The sequence below is a fragment of the Sphaerothrix gracilis Ecp01 genome, from assembly GCF_030405905.1.
GTDB classification, from domain to species: domain Bacteria; phylum Cyanobacteriota; class Cyanobacteriia; order Phormidesmidales; family Phormidesmidaceae; genus Sphaerothrix; species Sphaerothrix gracilis.
This window is the reverse complement of the sequence record NZ_JASATW010000010.1, coordinates 89,869-114,435: the sequence shown is the minus strand read 5'-3', so window position 1 is coordinate 114,435 and position 24,567 is coordinate 89,869. Positions and strand designations below refer to the sequence as shown.

The window sequence follows — 24,567 nt, the reverse complement described above, 5'->3', positions numbered from 1 at the left end:
CTTGAGTTTTCCCCCCGTTGTCTATCACCCCGACTATGTAGTTCCTTTGCCCACCGAACATCGGTTTCCAATGGCCAAGTTTGGCCTGCTCTGCGAGCAGCTACTGGCTGAGGGAGTGGTGACTAAAAACCAGATTTATCAGCCGGGGCCGCCGCCGCCTGACTGGATTGAGCTGGTGCATACAGCCGCCTATACCCAGGCTTATCGGCAGGGGACGCTATCGCCAAAAGCTCAGCGCCGAATTGGATTGCCCTGGAGTCCGGCCTTGGTGCAGCGGACCTGTACTGCCGTAGGCGGCACAATCCTGACCGCTAAGCTAGCGCTGCAGCAGGGACTAGCCTGTAATACGGCAGGCGGTACGCATCATGCCTTTCCAGACTATGGTTCTGGTTTTTGCATTTTTAACGACTTGGCGATCGCAGCCCGCGTTCTGCAGAAGCAGGGGTTAGTAAAACAGGTACTGATTGTAGATTTAGACGTGCATCAGGGGGATGGTACGGCGCAGATTTTTCAGGGTGACGCCAGCGTCTTCACCTTTTCTATGCATTGCGAAGTCAATTTTCCTAGCCGCAAACAGCAAAGCGATCTAGACCTGCCCCTGGCAGAGGGGTTGGAAGACGATGAGTATTTAGGGCAGCTAGCCGCTATTTTGCCAGACTTGCTGAGTCAGGTACGGCCTGATCTGGTTTTGTTTGATGCGGGAGCCGATACCCACAAGGGCGATCGCTTAGGTAAGCTTGCTCTCAGCGATCGGGGCCTCTATCGGCGAGAGTACTATGTGCTCAATACCTGTTTGGCGGCTGGGTATCCGGTTGCCAGCGTCATTGGCGGCGGCTACGCTGAAGATATGGCGGCTTTTGTCAACCGCCACGCCATGCTGCACCGAGCGGCCGCTCACGTTTACCGTCAGCATCGGCTATAGTTGAAGACCTGCTGTTGGCGCTTAGAGTTCATGACTACTGTTGCCACTTTTTACAAATTTGTTGCGCTTCCTGATTATGCAGACCTGCAGAGGGGGCTTCTAGACATCAGCCAGGCCAATCAGATTAAAGGCACGATTTTGCTGGCTGCAGAAGGGATTAATGCCACTATTGCAGGCTCTCGTCAGGGCATTGAAGCTGTCTTAGCCTTTTTGCGGCAAGATTTGCGGTTAGCTGATCTAGAGGCTAGAACGTCAACGGCGTCCGCGCCACCGTTTGAACGCTTGAAAGTGAAGTGCAAGCAGGAGATCGTCACCTTCGGCAATCCTGCCGCCAATCCGTCTCAGCAGGCGGGTACTTACGTTGAACCGCAAGATTGGAATCAGCTCATTAGCGATCCTGAGACTCTGGTGATCGATACCCGCAACGACTATGAAGTCTCCATTGGCACGTTTCAAAGCGCGATTAATCCACAGACTCAGTCCTTCCGGCAGTTTTCTGACTATGTACAGCAGCGCCTCGACCCTCAAAAGCACAAGCGGGTAGCGATGTTCTGCACAGGCGGTATTCGCTGTGAAAAAGCTTCAGCCTATCTGCTCAATCAGGGGTTTGAGCAGGTCTACCACCTGAAGGGTGGCATCCTCAAATACCTAGCGGAAGTGCCTGCTGAAGAGAGTTTTTGGCAAGGAGAATGCTTTGTCTTTGATGAGCGGGTTGCTGTCCGCCACGGTTTAGCCCCTGGCAGCTACGAGATGTGCCGTGCCTGCGGTCGTCCCCTTGATCAAGCCGCCAAGTCATCCCCTCAATACGAAGCGGGCGTTTCTTGTCCGGCTTGCTACGCACAATCAACGCCAGAAAGACGCGATCGCCTGCGACAAAAAAGAATTCAATCTTTTCCAGGTCAATCAGCCTGATTGAGGTTCCAGGCTCCGTGTTAAGCTGTCAAACCAAAGGCATTGTCGCAACTAGAGAGAGCGCTATGGAGAAAGCTGCCACGATTAGCTACGAGGCCGGAATTGCGGCTTTAGTGGGGGCTGGCATTGTGCTAGCCGGATTCGCTTTTGCTGGTCAAAAGCTGATTGGTGAATCTATTTTTCCGCCTCGTTCTAATAAACAGCAGCAGCAGTGGACTCAAGTGCATAAAGCGATCGCCGTTTGGGATATCCAGACGGCTAAAGCCAACCTCGTCCCCCTGACTCAAAGTAGGGATAGCTGTACCGCAGAGTTTGCTGAGCGTCTTAACGATCAGCTTGATGAACAGGGGGCAGAAGCTTTTCGAGCGGTCAACACCATTAAGCGATCGCTCAACGGTGAGCGAGGCTGCAAGCTGGAAATAACGCCCTATGACTTTGCCCCTTAGGCTTGAGGTTCAGTTAGGCTGCCGCTGCAAAGCGAATTTTTAGGTAGTCATCCTCCATTTTGGCACCGGCAGGCTGAAGTGCCGCCAGCGCTTGGGGTAACACCAGATTGCGGCGATGATTGCCAATGCGAATATTGAGTTCGTCAGAGGTTTTGCTTAGCTCAACTTGATCCTTAGGAATACCGGGCAGATAGACCTCTAAGCTGTAGTGACCGGATTCTTGAATGACGCGCAGCGTCGTTTCCTTGTAGTAAACCTGGGCTGGATCTTCAGACGCATAGAGGGTTTCCTTAAGGCGGTGCAGGGCTTCGATGCCGCACATTTCCTCTGAGAACAGCGGCACTTCTTTGACCGGCAGGGGGCGAAAGTTCTCGTGAATTTCGTGGCGATAGGTTTGTTGCTGATCTTTCCAGCGCTGGAAGAACGGATCCTGGACACTGTCAGGAATGATGCGGTTTGCGATCACAAGATCAGTGCCAACGTTGTAAAGACTCAGGTAGGCATGTGCTCGCAGAGACTCCTTAATCACCATCTTTTCGGGGTTGGTCACCAGCCGCACCGAAGTTGTAGCAGTGTCAGTCAGGACTTTTTCTAACGCTTCTAGCTGCTCGTAAAACTCATAGGGCGCATCCATAACTTCAGTCGTAGGCAGCGAAAACCCGGCCACGGGCCGAAACAGAGGCTCTACTAAAGGCCGCAGCGCTGCCGAAACCGCCTGAAACGGCTTGTAGAGCCGCCGCATATACCAGCCCGCCACTTCAGGCAGGCTGAGCAAGCGCAGGGCCGTACCTGTCGGCGCAGAGTCAATAATCAAAACGTCATACTCACCTTCATCATAGTGTCGCTTCATCCGCACCAAGCTAAAGATTTCGTCCATGCCCGGTAAGATAGCCAGTTCTTCCGCTTCAACGCCCTGCAGTCCCCGCGCCTGCAAGACTTCTGTAATGTATCGCTTCACTGAACCCCAGTTACCTTCTAGCTCCATCAGGGCATCTAGTTCAGCCCCCCAGAGGTTAGGCTGCACCTGATAGGGCACATGACCCAGTTCTACATCAAAGCTATCAGCTAGAGAGTGAGCCGGATCGGTGCTGAGAACTAGCGTCTTGTAGCCTAATTCAGCGCAGCGTAGCCCTGTAGCGGCGGCTACAGAGGTCTTACCGACACCTCCTTTTCCAGTCAGCAGGATGACGCGCATAAAAAGTTCTCGCCCTATCTCATAAATGTTACATTCTTTTACTTTATCGGTTTTATTGAGAAACTGGGTAGGATTTTAGTGCTTGTAACGCTTTTTATCGGTTGCCGTCAGAAATTTTCTCTCTGAAATAGTTCCGTTTACTAGGGAAGGCAGCAGAGGCGTATTTGCTCAGCCAATTCGATTCACGGCTTTTCTATGCTCGTTTGCGCCTCTTTTGGGCTATTGCACGGCATTTCTGCTAAGGCTGTCCGTAGTTTCTGACACGGGACAGGCCGCCGTTAGCGCTTATGATAGAAAAAGCTTATACCGATTGCCGGATTAACTTTTCTCGACCTCAAAATATAATTAGAGAGCTTCTAACCGTTTAAGAAATGCTCACACTGCCTGACCCCAAGGTGAACCTTCCCATTTCCGTTCAAGAAAGAAAACTGACAGCAGAGCGGATGCACGATGTACATCTGATTCTGGAAAACCTTTTTATGCGGGAAGAAGCAACAGTGAAGCTGGTTCTAGATTGCCTCTACGATGTTGGCTCAGTCAACCTGATTAACGAGAGATTTACCAATCGGCCGCTGAATCGGGTGATGAAAATGATTGCCAAAATGACGAAGCCAGCTTTTCGCTTTTTTGCTGTTCGCTGGTTTCAGAAAAACTGTCCTCGCCTCATTTCCGATTGGCTTTATACCCAGGTTATTTTTTCCGGTGATTTTTTAGAAGCTTCGCCAATTCCGACCCCTGACGCTGAAGGGTAGGGCAAAGCTGTAAGCCTAAGATCGCAGACAAGTTCATTAAGCCAATAGTTTTTCACCCGCTTCAATATTTGGCGTTGTTGAATCAAGGGATGAACCTGGTGTTTTCCGGTCGTGAGCGAGACGCTCACACTCCCTCGCCTATCATTCAGATAGGTTAGTGCGAGCATCTTGCTCGCGTTTTAATTCATACCCAAAATCAGCAATACCCAATATTTTTCTAAGCTAAGCTGAGCGCCGATCGATATACTCTCGCCAGTAGACAATTTGTTGCTGGTTGTTCAGCTGAATAATAATGGCATCGTCAGCCTGCTGCTGCTGGCCAGTTTGCAGATTCGTCTCGTGCCACTGCCATTCCACCGCCACAGCATTCTCCTGTGAAATAACTCTCTGCACCGTAATTTCAACTCGGTTATTGGCGGCAAAAAATTCCGTCGCCGCTTGGTAAACCTGCGATCGCCCCAAAAGGTGCTGACCCGGTGCGATGAACTGACAGTCTGTGGCAAAATCAGCCACAATCTGGTCCGGATCGGCATTTCCCCAGCCCTCAGCCTGACGGGCTACGAGCGCTTGGGCCGATGCTGGAGAAAGGGTCATGAGTACAGGCTCCCCGCTTGAGAAATCGCCGCCGAAAGTAACCAGCTCGCTATGACCTAGGGGGCTAATCCAAATAGCTAATGGAATCAAGCTGACGCTGAGGGCAGCCCGAAGAATATAGCTGATCATAAGCACCTCTAAAGCGAAGGGAGACGCGCCATTGACACGTCCCCCTTCGCTTTAGATCAGCCTGTAGCAGTTATCCTTCCAGGACAACCTTCCCGACCATGCCAGCTCCACGGTGAGGCGCACAGTAGTAGCTGTACTCTCCGGTAGGCATGTCAGAGGTAAAGGTGGTGGAGTAAGACTCGCCAGGAGCAAAGGTAAGCTGCTCATGAGAAATCTTGTCTGCCAAAGCCTTGTCTCCTGGGCTGTTTTTCTCATCAAAGATGACGTTATGAGGAGCCATCTTGTTGTTGACCCAGGTGACCGTATCGCCAGGCTTGACGCTGATGCTTGCCGGCTGGAAAACCAGCAGACCTGCGTCTGAACCCATTTTCACTTCATAGTTTTCTGCAGCAGCAGGGGCCGCCGTCAGAAAAACAGTCCCAGCAACAATAGCGATCGCCGCGAGAGCGATGCTAAGACTGCGGGAAATTCGAGCAATCAATTTCATGTTGACCTCTAAAGGTTGCATCTCAAAGGTTCTCCAAGGCAATATTTTATCTTGGATTCTATTAATTACCTTAACGAATCTAGGCGTTAAGACGGAGCTTTTGGCTCCCTGTTAGAAAAATTAGCGGATTTTTGCAATGCGCCTAGCCGACTCAGGGGTTAGGCTCCGTTAGCAAGCGGAGCTGCCGATCTAACCTAGGTTTGATGAACCATCATGATCAAGACCGCCCCGCTACGACAAACGCTAGCTAGCTTGATAGAACCTAACCTAAATAGATTCCGTTTCTTCTACAACTGCTGGTGCGGAATAGCGAGCTTTACCACCGCCCCACATGTCACCAATCACTTTCGGCTGCAGTAGGATATGGCCTGCGATCGCTACCAAATCATCCTCCGTTAAGCTTCGCATCTTGGGATAGATGTCAGTGCTTTTCAGGCTGGGGTGAATCTCAGCAATTTCCTCCAATCCATCGTAGGTGGTTGGATTTTCCATATAGTCCACAAGGGCCTCAAGATTGTTGCGAGGAGGCAAAGCTCCGGCAAGAGCCTCAGGATCCAAGCCCACGTCGGGGTTAGTCTTGGTGATTCCCGAAACGTGACAAGATCCACAAGCGTAGTTAAACTGTCGGCGACCCCGGTTCACTTCTTCTAAGCTCAAAACGTAGGTGTCTCCCTGCTCGTTTAGCTTGACCGTACGGGTTGCTTCATCTAGCTCAGCGGCAATTGCACTGGCGGAAAATAGGTGGCCTGAGAAAAATAAGATAGCCGCAAGAAGCCAAATGCATCTCTTAAACATGGTTCTCCTCAAAGTGGCTCGATTATTGTTATGCATCATTCAACACAGCATGACCCATTAGGACTGAGTCATTCCAGTATCACTATCATGCCACTGAAAGGGTCATTCCCAAAGTGTTCTATTCGCTTTCACCTACAACTGCGGTGGAACAGCTGAGGGCTATTAGCCAAAGTGCATCGAGGGCTGAACGCTAATTTGATTGAAATGAACGGCTTCGTCTAAAGGCTTAGACTTAGCATCTTCCGCCAAAGGCTGATGCAAACGAATCAGTTGGGCAAGGGTCTGCTTTAGCTGAGTTCGCGGCACGATGATGTCAACAAAGCCGTGCTTCAGCAAATATTCGGCTGTTTGAAAATCTTCAGGCAGCTTTTCGCGCAAAGTCTGCTCTACCACTCGCCGCCCTGCAAAGCCAATTGTAGCCTGAGGTTCAGCGATAATGATGTCTCCTAACATGGCAAAACTGGCAGTGACTCCCCCGGTGGTGGGATGGGAAAGTACTGGCATGTAGAGCAACTGCTGGGAACGATGGCGCTCTAGGGCAGCAGAGATCTTAGCCATCTGCATCAAGCTCAGCATTCCCTCCTGCATTCTAGCGCCGCCAGAAGCGCATACAATGACCACCGGCAGGCGATCGCGGGTACTCCGCTCGATCAGGCGCGTCAGCTTTTCGCCCACAACTGATCCCATGCTGCCCCCCATAAAGCGAAAATCCATCACGCCCAAGCCAAAGGCAAGGCCATCAATTTCGCCAACGCCAGTCTGCACCCCGTCATTAAGTCCGGTTTTACTTTGCATATCCCGCAGGCGATCGCGGTAAGCTTTGCGATCGCGAAACTTCAGCGGGTCTTGCGGCCAAATGTGAGTATCTAGAGGCTGCCAGGTGTTGGTATCGGTAAGCTGCTGAATCCGCTCATCGCTAAAAATGCGATGATGATGCCCACATTCCGGACAAACTTTTTGATTATTTTGCAGGTCTTTAGTGTAGGTCAAAACACCGCAGGCCTCACACTTTGTCCATAGGCCATCGGCAATTTCGCGCTCTTGGCGATCTTTGCTAATGGGGCCTGACTTTCTTCGATTTGCAAACCAGTCGAACAGGGACATGAAACTTTCTACCCTACTGCAATCACTAAAGCTCTATCTTGCTTGTTGGAGCTTTCTCCCAAATTTGTAATAGAACTATGATTTTAATCCTAATAGCTTCGATCCACGCTGCTGCCTAAGATCGTAATTTTTGTTTTGCGATCGCAGGGATAAACCCTACACCGCTAAAAGTCAAAAGACTTTTATAATAAGGCCCACACCCAGTTTGTAAAAATTAGTGAAGCCCACAGCCTTTTGTCTCTGGCTACCGGAATGGACAGGCCACAAATTTACTGAACTCCAGCGGCGCTGAGGGAGGTCAAATATTTGCAGGCATTCCCGCAGATTTACGGACAACAGCCGGTAGCGCCTAAAACCTAAGTGAATACTGCGAGGCGCTCAGGTAACGATTTGTTTATGCTGCAGAGAGTAATGGGGCGAGATTCTATCTACCAAGATGACTTCTTTAAAATTGGCCAGCTCTTCTAAGTACGATGCGATCGCAGACGATGCTCTTAAAGACGAAGATAACGCAGCTTGGTTAGTTCATTTAGCCCCCGATATTCAGCAAGCCTGGATCCAGCGTCTATACTGGCTGCGCTGGATTGATCGCCTGGCCGAGCAGGATCAATTGCTGCAGCATAGTTCAGAATTTGAGAATTTCTATCACGCCTGGAAACGTCTATTTGAGACGGGAGAAATTGCCGCTGAACACCAGCACTGGCAAATCCTCAACTATCTGGCCCAGCTAGGCGTGACCGAGCAGGACGAGGCAAATGTCTCACTGCGGGTATGGGATCGATATATTGAAGCGATGCGTGATTATCACCAGCCTAATCTGGCGATCGAAACGCTGCATGATTACGAACAGATGCTCGAACGCATTGCCGGGTCTTTTTTCCAGTGCTTCCCCTTCATCTCGGCTCAGCACCGGCAGGCGATCTGCTATTTTGGCCTAGTCGATCAGTTTTACAACAACCTGCGCGATCTGCGCGAAGATGCGCTACAAGGTGTTTGCTACTTCCCAGAAGAGGTCTTGGCTAACTTCGGGGTGAAGCGCTCAGAGATTTTGTCCATGACCTGTTTTGATCGCCCCGGCTACTTTCAGATGATGCAGTTTTGGACGGAAGAATATCTGCCCAGAGTGCGGCAGCAGACAGTTAGCCTCATTCTGGCCCAAGATCTACATCCCTCCTGGGAAATGCTGAGAGACTGGTGTATTCATCGCTACAACCGTGTAGAGCGAGTCCTACAGATCTGCCATTACGACTTCCAGCAGTTTCCCGAACGCTACTGGTTTGAAGTCCGACGCGACCTGGCTTATCAACATATCCCAGTTGCGGCTAGCAGGATTCAAAAAAGCTATCGGCTTTCAGAAATCTCGCGCTTTCTCAGATTAAGCCCCACGGTAATTAGAACCATGCAAACAGGGCTGCAGGTTCTCAACCGTTGGCCGCTGCAGACAGAAGCAACGCAGTTTTTGCGCTTTAGGAAAGCTGCTTACCGCTTTCCGGCAAAAAACCTATCCCAATCTTTTTTTGCACCAGTGCCAAAATCTCAGAAAGCCTGAAGCCAGCGCAACTTGTTGAAATGACAGCTTTTTAGACAACAGCTTAGGCAGCGGCTGTATCTAAGACGGTTTGTAGGCGTTGACGAAACTCGCCCTTGGGATGCCCGCCTTTAACCTCCCCCAAGATTTGAAAATCTGCGGCTGGATTTTCGCAGATCAGGTAGGTTGGCCAGCCCATCTCAGCCTTATCGGGATATTGGGCCAGCAAAATTTTGCGATACTGCCGGTAGGTTGTCGTATCCTGCATTTTGACATCAATGAAGTCAAGCCCTAATTCTTGAGCGACTTTCTGATCGTAAAAGGACATTTTGTGGCAAATACCGCAGTCTTCAGAAGAAAACTTTATAACGGCTACAGTCATGCTGTTCGCTAGGTTGAGACAACAACTAAATCCTACCTTGACCTGAATCCGACCAGTTGAGGAGAAATTTGCGGCTTTTGGACGGATATGTGGCGATCGCCGCTGATTTTAGGACTGCAGAGCGGACAGCACCGGACTTGGCTGAGCGGCCTGGAGATTTTCAGGTTTGCTCCAGCTAAAAGGAGCCTGTTGAGCCGCCGAAAGCCAAAGTAGGCGCTTGGCCCGCGTCATCGCTACGTAAAGCAGCCGAAATTCCTCAGCCTGTTTTAGCTCAGTCGCCGCCTGCCAGGCCGTCAGCACATCGGGCATAGCGCTGTCTCCTGCTTCTAAGTTGTGAATAGCGGCGCGGACTTGTGCCCGAGCGACTTCAGCCACGGCGAAGTCACCTAAGAATCGAGTTTGAGGCGGTATCCAGATGTCGCCGGGAATAGTTTGCCTGTGCAGAAAAGGAATAAAAACGATATCCCAATCTAGCCCTTTAGCCTTATGCATGGTCATCAGCGTTAGCTGCCCGGGGCGGGTATAGATAGCATCGACATCCTCTGTCTCTACAGCCTCAAATCGCTCAGAGTCTACCGTTTCTCGTAAAGCCTGAAGCATTGAGGCTAAACTGCTTTCACCCAAGGTTTGCTGAGCTATGCGAGTGGCTAACTTATCGGCGGTGGCCAGTTCGCTTTGGTTGTACTGCAGGGTTAGCCCCAAAAAGGAAATGAGGTGATAGGGCGGCAGTTCTAAACGCGATCGCAAAATTCCCTGGCAGTAGCGACGTGCTTGCCTAGCAGCTTCACTGCTCAGCACCGGATCTAGCGGCCCTGGATAAAGGAACTGCTCTGGTTGACTCACTAACTGATTGAGATCTTGGGTGGGAATACGCTGCCGCTTGACCAAAATTTGCAGCGCCGCTTTAAGTCGATCTGCCGAGTGGGGCCGTTCGATAAACTGCAGCATGGCCAGCATTTCAGCCGGAATGTCAGACTGGCGATCGCGTTCTCCCACGTCATATAAGTTAATCCCACAGGACTCTAAATCAACTCCTAATGTAGTTGGATCTTGCAGTAAGCGTCGGACAAAGCGACCCTGGCGATACTCACGTACCAAAATGGCTGCATTTCGGCTGGGATCTTCAGCTAGCAGAGCCGCAACCCGCTGAGCTATCAGCCGTACAGTCTGTTCAACATTTTCAGGCTGATAGATTTCAACACCCCGGCCAATAGCCGCTGGATTAGCGTCAGGCTGAGGATCGTCAGCGCTAACTGCCTGAATTGCCTGCGGTCTAAAAGGCGGATCGCCCACATGGTTCTGGTTTACCCAAGTCAATAGCCGGTTGGCAGCCTGCATGATCGTGGCCGTACTCCGACCGGCCTGCTCAATGGTGGCCAGTCGGCCCTGCTGCTGACAGTTTTGGCAAAACTGATTGAAAAAGACCGGATCGGCAGGTGTAAAGGTTGAGTTGATTGCCTGATTGGGATCGCCTACGCGGACTAGATTTGCTGCCTGAGCCGAGTTTTGACCCTCGCTGGCCAAAATTTCTAGGAGACGGGTTTGTAGCGGTGAGGAATCCTGGGCCTCATCTTCAAAAATGGCAAAGAATCGAGTTTGCCAAAACTGGCGCATTGCCGGATCTGCCAATACCCGCAGCGCTGCCAGCACCATATCATCATAATCAATGAGCTGACGCTGCTGTAGCAGGGTTTGGTAGCTAGCATACAGACCGGCTGCAACCGTCAAAATTTGATAGTCTCTCAGCCCGACTGGCAGGGCTTTCGTTGAATTGGCCTCTATCTGAGCCAACATCGCTGGTGTCAGGCCTGAGCTTTTTGCTTCATGAATTACGGTGCTGGCTAGCTCAGGTAATATTTCAGTGCGCAAAACCGATTGCCGTCTGAGCCGTTCGGTTTCTTCGCCGTCAAACTGCTGGCCTTCGAGTAGCTGCTGGTAAAGCTGGGGATGACTGACAATCCACTGCTCAACGCAGGCCCGAATCAGCCGATGACCCCGGCTAGGGGAGATGAGCGTCAAGGTATCTAAATGAATGCCCGATAGATCAGGGCTGCGAGTGGCAATGTTGAGGGCCAGTCCGTGCAGCGTAAAAACGACAAAACTGTTTTGCGGTAGCGCTAGTTCCTTTAAGTAGTAGCGAACCTTGGCTTTAAGGTTAGCGGCAGCAGAGCGAGTAAACGTGACTAAGACCAGTTGACGTCGCCCATGAAGCTGATGCCGGGCGATCGCGATCGCAGCGCCCACAGCCATGCCGGTAGATTTGCCAGAGCCAGGAACGGCAGAAACGGCTAGAGGTCCGCCTGACCAGTCAGCGAACGCCTGCTGTCCGGGCCGGAGCTGGCTGCGCCAGCGGTCAATTTGAGATTGGCGATCAAGGCGGGTGAGCATAGCACTGAATAAGCATGAGGGGAAAATCAGTCGCCGGGAAGCGCGGGCCGCAGGGGACTGCCGCTAAATTTCAAAGCAATCCTTTTTCACTACGCGGCATTGCGACAGAGGCCGACTCGGATTTGACAAATAGTTCAGGATGGGCCTGCCAAATTTGCTTAATCAGATAGTGTAGCTGCTGTAAGCCGCGCCGCTGCTGGTCAGCAGCGGATAAGCTTTGGGCCTGACTGAGCAGCGAAATCACTTCTAAGTCCAAAGCAGCCTGAAAGAAGTCCAGCGGCCAAAGCAGATCAGGGGCCTCTTCTAAAGGATAGAGTTGGGCAATATCGGCCTCCCCAACCGCTAACATTTCCAGTTCCGCTGCTGAAGTACAGACAATCAGCATCAGGGGTCTAGCCCAGCAAAGCTGCCGCGCCGGCACAACATCAATTGCCTCTGCGTAAAGTCGCACAGCTTGATGTTCTAGGAAAATAATCTGATGAGGACGAATTGACCCAGGGTTTTCTTCATTCATAGGTAGCAGCCACCCAAAACCTCTTGACTCAGACAATCAGTTATCAGGTATTCGGAGTCCAACTTCTTCTCTTTAAGTATGCGTCGATACATCAACAATCGTGGTTGTCAGGAACTGAAGTCTTCGTTTAGCCTGAGAGAAAAGTCAGTGCAGTTGCGACTACGCAGGCAAGCTTGCTAATCGCAAATGGATTTCCTGCTGACATGAATCGCTCATAACGTTCTTTAGCTATTTCAGGAAGGAGTATTCATAGTGTCTGTTGAAACGATCGAAAAGCGTTCAACGACTCGCAAGCTAGCACCGCGCTATCGGGTTCTCTTGCACAATGATGACTATAACTCAATGGAGCATGTCGTCGAAGCCTTGATGAAGACGGTTTCTAGCCTGACCATGCCTCAGGCTGTCGATATCATGATGCAGGCACATTCTAAGGGCGTAGCGCTGGTAATTACCTGTGCTTTAGAACATGCTGAGTTTTACTGCGAGGGTCTACGGGGACACGGTTTAACCAGTACGATTGAGCCAGAAGATTAGGATTTACTGATTGAAAATTAACTGGCCAGCGATCGCTCGCCGAGGTGCGCCTCTTAGAATCGGCCTTTTTTTGGCTATCTTGATGCTGCTGTGGGGGCCAATTGCGATCGCAATTGGTCTGCTAGCAACCTGGTATCAGTCAGAGCGCATTTTTATTGTGGCTCTGATTCTGCTTTATCTCATATTTATGGGGCTGCTGCGAGGCTGGGGGCGGCGCGTTCATGGTCTGCCGCGCCCGCTGTCTTATTATGGCCTGACTTTTTCAAGGCGAACGGCGCTCTGGTTCTTGTGCTCTTTCTTAGTAGGGGCGGCTGGAGTCGGCCTCCTGTTCACGCTAGAAATAGGGCTAGGCTGGGCTGAAGCAGAGCCAATTAGTCAGCTAGGACAAACGGCTTTAGCCGGTTTGATTACGGCCATTGGCATTGGCTGGGCGGAGGAGATTTTGTTTCGCGGCTGGCTGCTGAGTGAGCTAGAGCAGGACTATTCCCCCGCGATCGCCCTCTGCAGCAGCAGCCTGCTGTTTGCCTTAGCCCACTTTATTCGTCCTTGGGCGGCCATTTTAGAAACCTGGCCGCAGTTTTTGGGTCTTTTTCTTTTGGGGCTGGCATTGGTGTGGGCTAAGCGGGCTACCACGAGGCGATCGCAGCTACCTGCCGGTGATTTGGCCGCACCTGCAGGACTACATGCCGGACTGGTCTGGGCTTATTACGTTGTAGACGTGAGCGACTGGGTAACTGTCTCTAACCGTGTTCCGGACTGGGTGACGGGCATCGGCGGCAATCCGCTAGCTGGCGGACTGGGGTTACTGCTGCTGAGCGCGATCGCCTTAGGCTTTCGCAGTATTCGCTGGCAGGGAATTAATCGCTAAAAGTCACGCATAGAGCTGTTAATCGAGCTAGAATGGTTAACAAATATTAACTAACGCCATCATGACCCAACCCAATAAACCCACCAATTTAATCGGATTTACGCCAGCGGCAGAGCGCCTGAACGGTCGCCTTGCCATGCTGGGCTTCGTCACTGCCGTCGTGATTGAGCTTGTCTCCGGGCAAGGCGTTCTCCAGTTTCTCGGCATTCTGTAAAAATCTGGCTGCGCTTCAAGGGCCGCAGCCTCAAAATCAACCTGAGATGAGCTGGAGGCCGCGGCCTCCAGCTCTTTTCTTTTAGGCCACGCCCAGTAGAGCCGTCAGCAGCGCTTTTTGCGCGTGCAGCCGATTCTCGGCCTGATCCCAAATCCGAGACTGTGTCCCCTCAATCACCTCATCCGTGATTTCTTCTCCCCGGTGGGCTGGCAGACAGTGCAGCACGATAGCCGACTTATCAGCTTGCTTCACCAAACCAGCATTGATCTGATAGGGCTGAAAGATAGGAATACGTACATCAGCGGACTCTTCCTGGCCCATGCTGGCCCAAACATCGGTATAGAGAACCTGAGCGCCAGAGACAGCCGCCTGAGCATCCTGAGTCACAACGACCTGACTGCGATTGCCAGCCAGTTCTTGAGCCTGCTGGGTCACAGTTTGATCGGGTTCGTAACCAGCCGGAGTAGCCACAACTATGTTCATTCCCACCAGAGCGCAGCCCAGCATCAAAGAATGAGCGACGTTATTGCCATCTCCCAAATAAGTCAATGTTAGTCCCGCTAAGTCGTCAAACGTTTCCTGAATGGTTAACAAGTCAGCCAAAATCTGACAGGGATGCTCTATATCCGTTAGGGCGTTGATCACCGGAATGTCGGCATATTGAGCAAATTTCACCAGCTCTGCTTGGGCAAACGTGCGAATAGCGAGGACATCTAAGTAGCGATCGAGTACGCGGGCAGTATCGACGGTAGGCTCGCCCCGGCTGATCTGGGTAACGTTAGCATTGAGGTCAATAACCTGACCGCCTAGCTGATACATCGCCGCTGAAAAGCTGACGCGCGTTCGCGTAGATGCCTTTTGAAACAGCAGTCCCAGGACTTTTCGGGGACACCGCAGCTCAATCTGACCGCGCTTTAAATCGGCGGCTAGTTTTAGCAACAATCGAATCTCACCTGGATTCAAATCAGCAATACTCAACAGGTCTCGCCCTTTCAAAGACTCCATACTTATCCCTGGTGCCGACGGTAAAAACTAAACCTATCAGATTTCAGCAGACCGAATCTAACTTTTTGGCAGCTCTCGCCAAATTCCGCGCATCAGAGCTTGACAATAGCCCCTTTAAATCGTCATACTGGCTAACTGTCTGTCTAAAATTTTGGCTCGGATCAGGTATCACTCAAAAAGCTGCGATTAAAAGCTACTTTCAGGACAGCTACCTGTACGGCAAGGAGAACATATTTCAGCATGGCTTACGCAATTATTGAGACGGGTGGCAAACAGTTGCGGGTAGAACCCGGTCGATTTTATGATGTCGATCGCCTATCTAGTGAAACTGACGAGCAGCTCACAATTGACCGCGTCCTTTTTGTGGCTCACGATGACGGCGTCAGCATTGGTCAGCCCTTAGTTGAGGGGGCCACCGTCAGCGCAACGGTAATGAGTCAGCTCAGAGGACGCAAAATCATCGTTTACAAGATGCGTCCCAAGAAAAAGACGCGTAAAAAGCAGGGCCACCGTCAGGAGCTGACCCGGCTGATGATTGACTCTATCAGCCTCAACGGTAAGACTTTTGGTACAGAGTCTGCTCAGCCAGCAGCAGGCAGTGCTGACACTGATACCGATGAAGCTGAACAGCAAGCTGAAGAGTAGGCTTTTTTAGGCTAACTGGCTGATATCTGTTTTAAGATTGAGTTCTAGGTAAAAGGGAGAAATATGGCTCACAAGAAGGGAACGGGAAGCACTCGCAACGGCCGCGACTCAAACGCGCAGCGGCTAGGGGTCAAGCGTTTTGGCGGGCAGGCTGTGCGCGCTGGCAATATTTTGATTCGCCAACGGGGTACCAAATACCATCCGGGAAATAATGTTGGTCGCGGCGGCGACGATACCTTATTCGCCCTGGTTGACGGCATGGTTACTTTTGAGCGCAAGGGCCGCAGCAGCAAGAAAGTCAGCGTTTACCCTGCAACCTAGACCCCGCCGAGGCTAGGTTTGGCTTAATGAGAAAGGGGAGCGGTTGTAAAAACTGCTCCCCTTTTTGACTAGAAAAAACTGCTGGATCTTGATAACTAAATTTAATCTAGATATCCCATCAGCGCCGTCGGATCTTCGTCGATGTCGTTGGAGGCAATGGGGCGATTGCCGGGCAGCATACCCACATCAGAAATCACTAGCTTGCTGACAGCAACGGGCCGATGTCCGGGCAGGGTGTCTAAGTTGGCAATCTCAAAGGTATCTTCCATGACGGGGCGTCTGCCAGCAACCGTCAGCATGTGAGCAACATGCTGGTTGGAAGCGGTAATGGGCCGATTGTTGGGTAACGTGTTGGTTGAAAGCAACCGCGTGTTGTCGGATAAAACTACGATTTCTTCATGCTTGATGTCGGCTCGGACAAGGCCGCCCTTATTTCCTTTTTGCTTTTCTTGGTCCTGTTCTGGTTTGCCGTTGGTTGATGTATCAGTTGTGTTACTCATGCGCTGTCTCCCCCCGTCTGTAATAGTTTATACCGCTCAATAAAATTGTCTTTTAAGAGTGAGTTTACAAGACTCTGCCTACCCGTTTTCAATAAATTAAGGCTTGGCTGACAAGAGCGAAGCTTAAGAAAATATTATAGGTGAAAACCTCCGCCATTTACTTTACGAAAGCTAATTACCGTAATAACTCAGGGCTTATCTACGGCGATCGCGGCCTTAAAAAAGTGGGTGACACCGTCTAGGGGGGCTGCGCTATGCCCGCTGTGGCATCTCTCGTTTTGCCAAGCCTCCGGGGCTAGTGGCAGCCCACTCAGCCCAACGATTCTACTAAGATGTCCTTAATGCAACTGCTGTCTGTAGGATGCGGAAAATTTCATGAACTCATCTGGTATATCTTTGCCGCAAGTAGGTCAAACTTTACAAGACAGCAAGTATACGCTCAAGCAGCTCCTGGGTACGGGCGGTTTTGGGGTCACCTTTCAGGCATTTCACCACCTGCTCGGTCAGCCAGTTGTCATCAAAACGCTCAACCAGAACAGCCTTAATTCCCCTGACTTTCAGACCCTCAAGCAGCAGTTTCAGCACGAGGCCCAGCGGCTGGCTCAGTGCATACACCCCAACATTGTGCGAATTAGCGATTACTTTGTTGAGGCTGGCCTGCCCTTCATGGTGATGGACTACATCCCTGGTCAATCTTTGGGGGAGATTGTTTTTCCTCAGTCGCCGCTGCCCGAATCTACGGCCATAGAGTATGTGCGGCAGATTGGGTCAGCCCTCACAGCGGTACATGAAGCTGGACTGCTGCACCGAGATATCAAACCGCACAACATTATTGTGCGGACGGGAACGCAGTCGGTAGTTCTGATTGATTTTGGCATTGCCCGGGAATTTCAGGCCGGACAGATTCAAACTCATACCAGCTTGATTTCAGCAGGATACGCGCCTATTGAACAATATATGACCCAGGCCAAGCGGACACCCGCTACGGATGTCTACGGGCTAGCAGCGACTCTCTATGCATTAGTGACTGCTCAGATACCTGTGGCCTCTATTCTGCGCGATCGCCAACCACTGCCTGCTCCCCGCGATCTCAATCCTCAGATTACGCATCAGACCAACGACGCTATTTTACGAGGCATGAAGCTAGAGTCCGAGGATCGCCCTAGCACTGTGGAACAATGGCTCAGGCTACTGCCGGAGTCTACAGCCGCCGCGATCGCCCCTGCCGCTACCAGTGCCCCGGCTACACCAACTACCGCAGCGACGATGGCGGTGGCGCCTCGGCGTTCAGCTACGACTCATCCGACCAGTGCTGAGCCTGCTGCCGCCAAAGCAACCGCTGCTGCCGTCCAGCCATCTCGCCCGCATCCACCTTGGCTGCTGTGGAGCGCGATCGCCAGCGCCATTATCGTAGTCGGCGGATTAGCGGTGACAGCCGCCCAGCGCTCATTCAACCAGACTAACAACCCGGTTTCTCCCCCCCCAACTTCTGAACAACCTGCTGATCTTGAACCTGCTGATCCCGACCTCACCCTTGATCAGGATAATAGCGATGACAGCGATAGCGACCCGGAGTCCTCAGAAAACTCAGAGCTGGAAGAGACAGATACTGCCGATACTGACCAAAATGATTTGACCTCCTCTTCCGATAGCGAATCTGCAGCGAATATTAGCGTTCCTGTATTCGCCGTTGGTGCGAGAGAAACGCAGATAGAAAAGCAGCTCGGCAGTCCTGACTCCTCTCGCAGGGGATACTGGCCCAATACGGAAGCAGTGCTGTACGAAATTGAGCCTGAGCAAGTGACTTTGGGATATCTCTATGACACCGAATCGCGCCGAGTGCGTCAGACAGAAGCCGCCTTTGCCCAAAGCATACCGCTAGCAGTGATGCAGTCAGCCTTAGATGAAATGCTGGAAGTTCCAGCAACCGTTGTGGTTCAGGGTAATTTGGCTAAAGTACAGTCCCGTCAGCTCGATCGCTTTACGTTTGAACAGGGGGCTCTGAAGGGCTTGGTAGAACGCAACGACCGCGATCGCATTTACATAGGCGTGTGGGAGCGGGAGCTACACCCGTAACCCGTCATGATTGATTTGAGGAATAGCCCTCGGCAATCTCGGATTCTCTAAGCTATACTAAGAAGCACATATCTACAAGGGGCTGTAACGGTTTCGACGTACTGACGAAAGTCACTTTGTGATACAGGCCGAGAGTGAGTCACCTCTCGTAAATCCAGGCTCAAAACAAAAGTAAGTGCGAATAACATCGTTCCTTTTGCTCGCAAGCAAGCAGCAGTAGCTGTAGCTTAAAAACTCTTTCGCGAGCGTTCACGGTCTGACTCCGTTAAGGACTGTGGACCTAACCCCAACGGATGCGCTAATGCGTTCCCTCTGGTGAATTCATTAGCAAAGACCTTTACCAGAGCATCCTACTCTCAGGGATAAATGAGAGTCCCCGCCTCAAGGGTTAAAGAGGCTAAGCCTGTGAATGAGTGAAGTGTTAATACTCAGGGCGGACACGGGTTCGACTCCCGTCAGCTCCATTTTAAACTTTTCTTCTAAATATTAAATATTTTTCTACCCTACTGCTGAGTACAGGGGAAGCTGCTTTGGGCATGCTTATACTGAGAGTAAACCTTGGTATTTACCTTTAGTGCTTTAGGGCGAATTTGCAATAAAAAGCACGCCTCTCATACCTGCTTTTTGTGATGACTTCGAGACATAAGAAAATGGAATTTCCGATTTGGCAGTACCTCAAGCAGCCGGTTTTTAGCGCCAACTACAAAACCATCCTCAACCCCCGTCGTTTCTGGCGTTCATATCAGATCAACTATTTAGAAAAATGCTGGCATAAGGCTTTTCGACCGGAAGAACGTTTTCACTGAAATTTACAAAAATTTTCAATGTAAAGCGGTCTTATTTGAAGTTTTAGTCAAGCTTAGATGTTGATTGAAAATAGAGGTATTAGACAGCGCTGAACGCAGTCAATCTCAGAGAAGTCAGGGGTGTTTAGAGGGCTAAATATAGCTCCTCTAACGGGTTTAATCTCTGAAAATAAGCCGTCATAAACGATGAATTGCCGCACCAGAGGCAAAACCATGTACCCTGAGGAGGGTGTTTATGGCAGCGCTTGGGCCGTGACGATTTCTCAGCAAACTGACTTGCCCATTCTTGGCTGGCGAGAATGGCTTGCACTTCCTGACTTGGGCATTGTCAAGCTCAAAGCTAAGATCGATACTGGAGCCCGCTCTTCAGCGCTCCACGCTCTAGAGATTGAGCCTTTTAGTCGAGCCGAACGCAACTGGGTTCGGTTTGCGGTGTTCAGCAACTACCAGCAACCCAATCAGCCTTTGAGGGTTGAAGCTGAGCTGTTAGATCAGCGTCACGTGCGCAGTTCCAGTGGTCAGGCGGAACTGCGCTCCATTATTCGGACTCACGTAGCGATTAAAGCATGGCGGTGGCCGATTGAGCTAACGCTTACTGACAGAACCCAGATGGGCTTTCCCATGCTGCTGGGGCGTCAGGCCATCAGGAGGCGATTTGTGGTGGATCCTGGACAGTCATTCGTGCAAAGTGCTACTCATTCCCCTCACCTCAGTTCAGGTTCAATTCAGTAAGTTAGGCAATGAAATTTGCAATTCTTTCTCAAAAAGCATCTCTCTATTCTACGCAGCGGCTGAAAGAAGCGGGTGAGCAGCGCGGCCACGAGATGCAGGTCATTGACTATTTGCGCTGCTACATGAATATCACCGCCCATAATCCTAAAGTGATCTACTCCGGCAAGCCTTTGGAGGGATTAGATGCCATCATTCCCCGGATTGGCGCGTCTAAAACGTTTTATGGCACAGCAGTGGTGCGGCAATTTGAGATTATGGGTGTCTTTTCCGCCAACGAATCTCAGGCAATTTCGCGATCGCGCGATAAGCTGCGCTGTTTACAAATTTTGGCCCGCCGTGGCATTGGCCTGCCCGTGACTGGGTTTGCCCATTCCACTAAAGACATTGAGGGACTGCTGGACATCGTAGGGGGAGCGCCTTTAGTGATCAAGCTGCTGGAAGGTACTCAGGGAATTGGCGTGGTTTTGGCTGAGACGAAACAGGCGGCAACCTCGGTGATTGAAGCTTTTCGGGGCTTAGATGCCAATATTTTGGTGCAAGAATTTATCAAAGAAGCAGGCGGTATGGATATTCGCTGCTTTGTCGTTGGAGACAAGGTGATTGCGGCCATGAAGCGGCAGGGCGCACCGGGGGAGTTTCGCTCTAATATTCATCGCGGCGGTACTGCCGCCAAAATTAAGCTCACGCCTGAAGAACGTAGCACAGCCGTACGGGCTGCCAAGGCTATGGGGCTGCGGGTCGCTGGCGTCGATATCTTGCGCTCAAATCACGGGCCTGTGGTGATGGAAGTGAATTCGTCGCCGGGATTAGAGGGGATTGAGGCAGCTAGCGGTATTGATGTTGCAGGCAAGATTATTGAGTTTTTGGAAAAGAATGCTGCAGCAGGTAATACCCGCGATCGCATCAAATATTAGCTGCCTGTCAGCTTTCGGGCGATCGCGGCATAGAGCTATAGAGCTACAGGATTGATTCTGGAGCTGCTAAAAAGGCTAATCTGGGGCTGATCCGGGATAGCATACCTGATGCTGCAGCTAGACCGTCAGCAGCTACTCGAAGATTTCTGTTTGGAGGGCAAACCAGTCAGCGATCGCTGCTTCCTGCCATAGCCAGTTTCTGGACAGGGAGCGGTCGCTATTAAAGTCGTTCGGAGCGGCTTGAATCACGAATAGATAATGCTTTTTGGCGGTATTTAGCGCCCGTTGGCGCTGTTCGAGGTTGGGCTGCAGATTGGCAAGCTGCCGCATAGCCAGCGAGAGTCCAGCATAGGCACTGAGGGTTACGGGATTAGCGACTAAAGCATCATTGTCGGTGCCGATGAAGGGGGCAATATTTTGCTGCTGCAGGTCGAGGGCGACCGCTTCTTCCCAAGCGGCTATGGCCTCTTGATATTGATTTTGGCCGTAGCGAGCAAACCCTAGAGCAACCCAGTACTCAATCTCGCTAGGACGCTGCTCAACGGCAGCGTCCCATGAACGAGCGGCGTCATTGGCACTGTATTCAGGAATGCCAGCAGCAAGTCCCTGCCACTGTAGCCGACCGAGCAGATAGAGATATTCGCTGCTGTTTTTCTGCTTTTCCGAGGCTGCCTGGATCACTTCTGCCGCAGCTGAGAACCGATTCTCATCTAGGAGTCTTTCAACCATCTTGAGCGCTAAGGAGAGCTGATCTTGGTTGAAGGCTACCGTGGCGATCGCCACTGGATCAATCGTTTCATCTAGCTCATCTAGCTCGTTTAGCAAAGCCGGATTTTCTAGAATCTGTTCTGCTGTGAGACTGGAGTTACCGAGGCCATTCTGTAATACGCTAGCGCTGCCGACGGCAATAATCAGAGCCGCCGCCCCAACAAGCGGTAGCCACAGCTTAGGCTGCCGCTGCCAGGACAAAGCTTTCAGACTGAATCGGCTGGGCTGAGCAACGGCTGGCGAGCTGGCCGTCTGACCATTCGCTAGGACAGCGGTAGCCACAGACTCTTTTTCTGCCGGAATTGGCGTCTCTGGGCTGTCGTCCGACAGGGCTGCGGCCTCTGAGGTAGAAACAGCAGGTGCGCCTGAAACTGCCGTGGCCGACTGACTCTGCTCTGGGTCTTGAGGAGAAAGCTGCTGAAGTAAATCAGCCACAACTGCGAAGTCTTCGTCATAGTCGTCATCGGCTTCTAGAGCGGCTACTAGATTGTCGGTATCGGCTGGGGGAGAGGCATCAGGGCGATTGGCCTGAGCAGAAGCCGGAAAAAGCAGGTTATCTAGGGCCATGACTGGGTTGGCTAGCTGGCTCGTCAGGGCTCCGTTGAAGCGCGGATGCATGTAAAGCACGGGTAGCGCCCAGTAAAACTGATGGGAACCGTAGGCTGAGATCAGTCCTTGACGAGTTCGGTTGAGGCTTAAGTCAATCGAGTAACCTTGTCTGAGATTGCGATAGAGCAGGCGCGTAAAGGTAATGGCTACCTCATCCGGAATCCGCTCAGCCATAGCGATGACGCCGGGAACCCCGCGATTGATCAAAGCCTGCGCCAGATTTTGCTCTTGTCCGCCGTGGGTGTCGGCTTCAGAATAAGCACCTCGACATGAGTTGAAAACAGCCAAACGAACCCCATTGTTGACCAGGAGTCCCGCTAGGTCTTCACCGCTGAGCTGTTCTGACAGGCCGGTTTGCTGACTCACTAAATAAAGATCGCCGCCGGTCTTGCCTAGATTGCTGTGTCCGGCATAGTGCAGTATCTGAAATTTGCCCTGCTCTAACGCCTGTACCAGCTCTGTTCGACCAGGCTGCTCTAGCAGGGTAACTTCAACTTGGAGGGGCTGAAAATCATCGGCGGGTTTACTGGGATCGGGCACGGCTGGCGGCTGCAGTTCAGCCTGTAGCTGCTGTACCTCCCGCTTGAGCGCCAGTTTTTCTTGGTCATCAGGGGCAGAAACCACCATCAGTGCTCGTAAGGGCGTCTCAGATGCGGTGGTGGCCGCGCTCATGGCACCTGGACTGGTGGCAAAGGCAGAGTGATAGCGACAGAACGTGAGATCGGTGCCTGTGGCTAGTGGGCGATCGCCATCGTGTAAAACCTCCCAGGGTAATTTTTGTAGTTTAGGATCCTTAATGCCCAAACGGAGTCGTAAAACCTGCTGGCTGTGCTGGGCAATTCCCTGAGCTGTCAGCCAGCTATCTCGAATCATGCCTTGAAAAAGAGCGCTGTAGAGCTGTTGCCCCAGCATGACTAATCCTGGCGCGTTAGCTGAAACCGCAGCGGCAGCGGCAGCTTCTTCAGCCTCTTCTGAGTGAGCGGCCACGCGAAAAGGGGGGTGACCGGCCAGCAGGGATCTCAAAGGTTCATGCATAAGCTGCTGAGTTTGCTGGAGCCAGTCAGCCAGCGGCCAAACTACCTGCTCCTCTGCTAGGGGAGTTCCAGGAGCAACCTGTTCTGTGCGTATTAGATACCGCTCTGCTCCCACAGATGTAATCGAAATGTGAAATTCTTGGGTCACTGCCTTCACCCTGTTCGATTAATTGGCTTAACACAACTCTAGCGGCTAGTTCCGGCTAGGCTATATTAGTGCTTGCTTAAACAAAGAAACTTGATAGCGCATTAACTAAAACATCAAGCCGCAACCATAGCAGTTCATGCTTCATTCAGTTGGCTTCAATCACTGGCTCAGAAGCTACCTGTTCCCCATTGTAAGCGCCTCAAAACGCTTATATTGAAGCAAAGACTGCTGACAACTTAACTTGCGAACAGAGAAAGCTGTTAGGCAACTATGGGACAGTCATATCTAGATCAGACCCGACAGGGCAAAAACGGCTGGTGGCGATATGTTTTAGGCGTCATCGTGATTGCTTTTGCCTGGATCCTGGTGGGAGGAATAGTGGCTGCGATCGCGGCGATCGCTTGGCTAACCTGGCAAAGTAGGCTTACCGGCGTCCCAATTGACGATATTGGGCAGGCCCTCATCGATTTGCTGCAGTCTCCCTCTCTAGCGGCCTACATCTTTAACAATCTTCCTTTTATCTGTTTCTATGGCGGTATTTTTATTGTTATTAGAGGATTGCACCACCGCCGTCTCAGCTCTTTACTGAGCGCAGATGGCAAATTTAGGAGCGATCGCTTTTGGCTGGGTTTTGGTCTGTGGTTTTTGCTGCTAGGGATTCCTTCCCTAATTGATTACGGTCTGCACCGAGAGTCCTATCAGCCCATTGCTGCCCTCATGGACTGGCTCCGATTCATTCCCTTTGCTTTGGTGCTAACCCCATTACAAGTCGCTGCCGAAGAACTATTGTTTAGAGCCTATCTGCTACAGGGTCTAAGCTTAATTTCGCGCAACAGTTTTTTCCTAGTGAGCGTGAACGGCGGCCTTTTTTTTCTGGTGCATTTGGCTAATCCAGAACTACAGCGCGGCGCTCTTTGGCTATGTTTGATTTATTTTTCTCTTGGCGCTTTTTTAACGCTGGTGACGCTGAAAGAAAATCGTTTAGAAATGGCTTTGGGTATTCATAGCGCAAACAACATTTTAGTCGTCGTCTTTGTCAATAGCCTGGATTCAGCCCTGCCAGCCCCCACGCTACTGACAGCGCAGGAAACAGGCGATCCGCGTTTGACCCTGATTTTACTGCTGGGGCAAATGCTAATTTTTTACTACTTGTGCTTTGGTCGGCAGCGAACTAGGCAGCTTTCGAGCTAACCGAGCTATCCTGTGCGGCAATACAATTGCGGTTGTAAACAATACGCAAGCAGC

General features: G+C 51.4%; 26 protein-coding genes and 1 other RNA gene. 16 read left to right on the top strand and 11 right to left on the bottom strand.

What is annotated here, in order from left to right:
• Position 1: 1 nt before the first annotated feature.
• The 3 genes from QJQ48_RS12940 (at position 2) to QJQ48_RS12930 (ending at position 2,280) form a co-directional block, all read left to right on the top strand.
• Positions 2–922, top strand: coding sequence for a histone deacetylase family protein (locus tag QJQ48_RS12940; protein ID WP_346291652.1), 921 nt, complete (start codon positions 2–4; stop codon positions 920–922).
• Between the two features lie 30 nt (positions 923–952).
• Positions 953–1,834, top strand: coding sequence for an oxygen-dependent tRNA uridine(34) hydroxylase TrhO (trhO, locus tag QJQ48_RS12935; protein ID WP_346291651.1), 882 nt, complete (start codon positions 953–955; stop codon positions 1,832–1,834).
• A 65-nt stretch (positions 1,835–1,899) separates the two neighbouring features.
• Positions 1,900–2,280, top strand: coding sequence for a hypothetical protein (locus tag QJQ48_RS12930; RefSeq protein WP_346291650.1), 381 nt, complete (start codon positions 1,900–1,902; stop codon positions 2,278–2,280).
• Between the two features lie 13 nt (positions 2,281–2,293).
• Here the strand turns inward: QJQ48_RS12930 and QJQ48_RS12925 are convergent, their stop codons facing one another.
• The gene (locus QJQ48_RS12925; protein ID WP_346291649.1) at positions 2,294–3,475 is read right to left on the bottom strand and encodes a TRC40/GET3/ArsA family transport-energizing ATPase; all 1,182 of its coding nucleotides are present in this window, start codon (positions 3,473–3,475) and stop codon (positions 2,294–2,296) included.
• A gap of 371 nt (positions 3,476–3,846) precedes the next feature.
• Between QJQ48_RS12925 and QJQ48_RS12920 the strand changes: the two genes are divergently transcribed.
• Entirely contained in the window at positions 3,847–4,227 is a 381-nt protein-coding gene (locus QJQ48_RS12920) for a hypothetical protein (RefSeq protein ID WP_346291648.1), read from the top strand.
• 222 nt (positions 4,228–4,449) lie between these two features.
• On the opposite strand, the gene QJQ48_RS12915 is transcribed toward QJQ48_RS12920, so the two are convergent.
• The 4 genes from QJQ48_RS12915 to accD all read right to left on the bottom strand — a co-directional run bounded on the left by QJQ48_RS12915 (position 4,450) and on the right by accD (position 7,336).
• A complete protein-coding gene (locus QJQ48_RS12915) occupies positions 4,450–4,821 on the bottom strand; it encodes a nuclear transport factor 2 family protein (RefSeq protein WP_346291647.1) in 372 nt (123 codons plus the stop codon).
• Positions 4,822–5,020: 199 nt separating this feature from the next.
• On the bottom strand, positions 5,021–5,437 hold the full coding sequence (petE, locus tag QJQ48_RS12910) for a plastocyanin (RefSeq protein ID WP_346291646.1): 417 nt from the start codon (positions 5,435–5,437) through the stop codon (positions 5,021–5,023).
• A gap of 267 nt (positions 5,438–5,704) precedes the next feature.
• A complete protein-coding gene (psbV, locus tag QJQ48_RS12905; RefSeq protein ID WP_346291645.1) occupies positions 5,705–6,232 on the bottom strand; it encodes a photosystem II cytochrome c-550 in 528 nt (175 codons plus the stop codon).
• Positions 6,233–6,394: 162 nt separating this feature from the next.
• Positions 6,395–7,336 carry an acetyl-CoA carboxylase, carboxyltransferase subunit beta gene (accD, locus tag QJQ48_RS12900; RefSeq protein WP_346291644.1) on the bottom strand — a complete coding sequence of 314 codons (942 nt, stop codon included), beginning with the start codon at positions 7,334–7,336 and terminating at the stop codon, positions 6,395–6,397.
• 436 nt (positions 7,337–7,772) lie between these two features.
• Between accD and QJQ48_RS12895 the strand changes: the two genes are divergently transcribed.
• Complete coding sequence (locus tag QJQ48_RS12895) at positions 7,773–8,885, top strand: squalene/phytoene synthase family protein (protein ID WP_346291643.1); 1,113 nt, start codon at positions 7,773–7,775, stop codon at positions 8,883–8,885.
• Positions 8,886–8,928: 43 nt separating this feature from the next.
• Here QJQ48_RS12895 and QJQ48_RS12890 read toward each other — a convergent pair whose 3' ends face one another.
• The 3 genes from QJQ48_RS12890 to QJQ48_RS12880 form a co-directional block, all read right to left on the bottom strand.
• Positions 8,929–9,246, bottom strand: a complete 318-nt coding sequence (locus QJQ48_RS12890; RefSeq protein ID WP_346291642.1) for a thioredoxin family protein — start codon at positions 9,244–9,246, stop codon at positions 8,929–8,931.
• 108 nt (positions 9,247–9,354) lie between these two features.
• Positions 9,355–11,634, bottom strand: coding sequence for an ATP-dependent helicase (locus QJQ48_RS12885; RefSeq protein ID WP_346291641.1), 2,280 nt, complete (start codon positions 11,632–11,634; stop codon positions 9,355–9,357).
• A gap of 70 nt (positions 11,635–11,704) precedes the next feature.
• Positions 11,705–12,148, bottom strand: a complete 444-nt coding sequence (locus QJQ48_RS12880; RefSeq protein ID WP_346291640.1) for a hypothetical protein — start codon at positions 12,146–12,148, stop codon at positions 11,705–11,707.
• 252 nt (positions 12,149–12,400) lie between these two features.
• Between QJQ48_RS12880 and clpS the strand changes: the two genes are divergently transcribed.
• The 3 genes from clpS (at position 12,401) to QJQ48_RS12865 (ending at position 13,764) form a co-directional block, all read left to right on the top strand.
• Entirely contained in the window at positions 12,401–12,682 is a 282-nt protein-coding gene (gene clpS / locus QJQ48_RS12875; protein ID WP_346291639.1) for an ATP-dependent Clp protease adapter ClpS, read from the top strand.
• A gap of 10 nt (positions 12,683–12,692) precedes the next feature.
• Positions 12,693–13,550 (top strand): CPBP family intramembrane glutamic endopeptidase, encoded by an 858-nt coding sequence (locus QJQ48_RS12870; protein ID WP_346291638.1) that lies wholly within the window; start codon positions 12,693–12,695, stop codon positions 13,548–13,550.
• 61 nt (positions 13,551–13,611) lie between these two features.
• Entirely contained in the window at positions 13,612–13,764 is a 153-nt protein-coding gene (locus QJQ48_RS12865) for a chlorophyll a/b-binding protein (protein WP_346291637.1), read from the top strand.
• An 81-nt stretch (positions 13,765–13,845) separates the two neighbouring features.
• Here the strand turns inward: QJQ48_RS12865 and argF are convergent, their stop codons facing one another.
• Entirely contained in the window at positions 13,846–14,769 is a 924-nt protein-coding gene (argF, locus tag QJQ48_RS12860) for an ornithine carbamoyltransferase (protein WP_346291636.1), read from the bottom strand.
• A 240-nt stretch (positions 14,770–15,009) separates the two neighbouring features.
• On the opposite strand from argF, the gene rplU reads away from it, so the two are divergent.
• Positions 15,010–15,414, top strand: coding sequence for a 50S ribosomal protein L21 (rplU, locus tag QJQ48_RS12855; RefSeq protein ID WP_346291635.1), 405 nt, complete (start codon positions 15,010–15,012; stop codon positions 15,412–15,414).
• Positions 15,415–15,477: 63 nt separating this feature from the next.
• Positions 15,478–15,735: a 50S ribosomal protein L27 gene (gene rpmA / locus QJQ48_RS12850; RefSeq protein ID WP_346291634.1), complete on the top strand. Its 258-nt coding sequence runs from the start codon at positions 15,478–15,480 to the stop codon at positions 15,733–15,735.
• Positions 15,736–15,836: 101 nt separating this feature from the next.
• On the opposite strand, the gene QJQ48_RS12845 is transcribed toward rpmA, so the two are convergent.
• Complete coding sequence (locus QJQ48_RS12845; RefSeq protein ID WP_346291633.1) at positions 15,837–16,235, bottom strand: hypothetical protein; 399 nt, start codon at positions 16,233–16,235, stop codon at positions 15,837–15,839.
• A gap of 375 nt (positions 16,236–16,610) precedes the next feature.
• On the opposite strand from QJQ48_RS12845, the gene QJQ48_RS12840 reads away from it, so the two are divergent.
• The 5 genes from QJQ48_RS12840 to rimK all read left to right on the top strand — a co-directional run bounded on the left by QJQ48_RS12840 (position 16,611) and on the right by rimK (position 20,763).
• Positions 16,611–18,311 carry a serine/threonine protein kinase gene (locus QJQ48_RS12840; protein WP_346291632.1) on the top strand — a complete coding sequence of 567 codons (1,701 nt, stop codon included), beginning with the start codon at positions 16,611–16,613 and terminating at the stop codon, positions 18,309–18,311.
• A gap of 78 nt (positions 18,312–18,389) precedes the next feature.
• Positions 18,390–18,778, top strand: a transfer-messenger RNA (tmRNA) gene (gene ssrA, locus QJQ48_RS12835).
• A 183-nt stretch (positions 18,779–18,961) separates the two neighbouring features.
• A complete protein-coding gene (locus tag QJQ48_RS12830; RefSeq protein WP_346291631.1) occupies positions 18,962–19,117 on the top strand; it encodes a hypothetical protein in 156 nt (51 codons plus the stop codon).
• 213 nt (positions 19,118–19,330) lie between these two features.
• Positions 19,331–19,849 carry an ATP-dependent zinc protease family protein gene (locus QJQ48_RS12825; RefSeq protein WP_346291630.1) on the top strand — a complete coding sequence of 173 codons (519 nt, stop codon included), beginning with the start codon at positions 19,331–19,333 and terminating at the stop codon, positions 19,847–19,849.
• An 8-nt stretch (positions 19,850–19,857) separates the two neighbouring features.
• The gene (gene rimK / locus QJQ48_RS12820; protein WP_346291629.1) at positions 19,858–20,763 is read left to right on the top strand and encodes a 30S ribosomal protein S6--L-glutamate ligase; all 906 of its coding nucleotides are present in this window, start codon (positions 19,858–19,860) and stop codon (positions 20,761–20,763) included.
• Between the two features lie 132 nt (positions 20,764–20,895).
• Here the strand turns inward: rimK and QJQ48_RS12815 are convergent, their stop codons facing one another.
• Positions 20,896–23,322: a CHAT domain-containing protein gene (locus QJQ48_RS12815; protein ID WP_346291628.1), complete on the bottom strand. Its 2,427-nt coding sequence runs from the start codon at positions 23,320–23,322 to the stop codon at positions 20,896–20,898.
• A 270-nt stretch (positions 23,323–23,592) separates the two neighbouring features.
• Between QJQ48_RS12815 and QJQ48_RS12810 the strand changes: the two genes are divergently transcribed.
• The gene (locus QJQ48_RS12810) at positions 23,593–24,513 is read left to right on the top strand and encodes a CPBP family intramembrane glutamic endopeptidase (RefSeq protein WP_346291627.1); all 921 of its coding nucleotides are present in this window, start codon (positions 23,593–23,595) and stop codon (positions 24,511–24,513) included.
• Positions 24,514–24,567 lie beyond the last annotated feature (54 nt).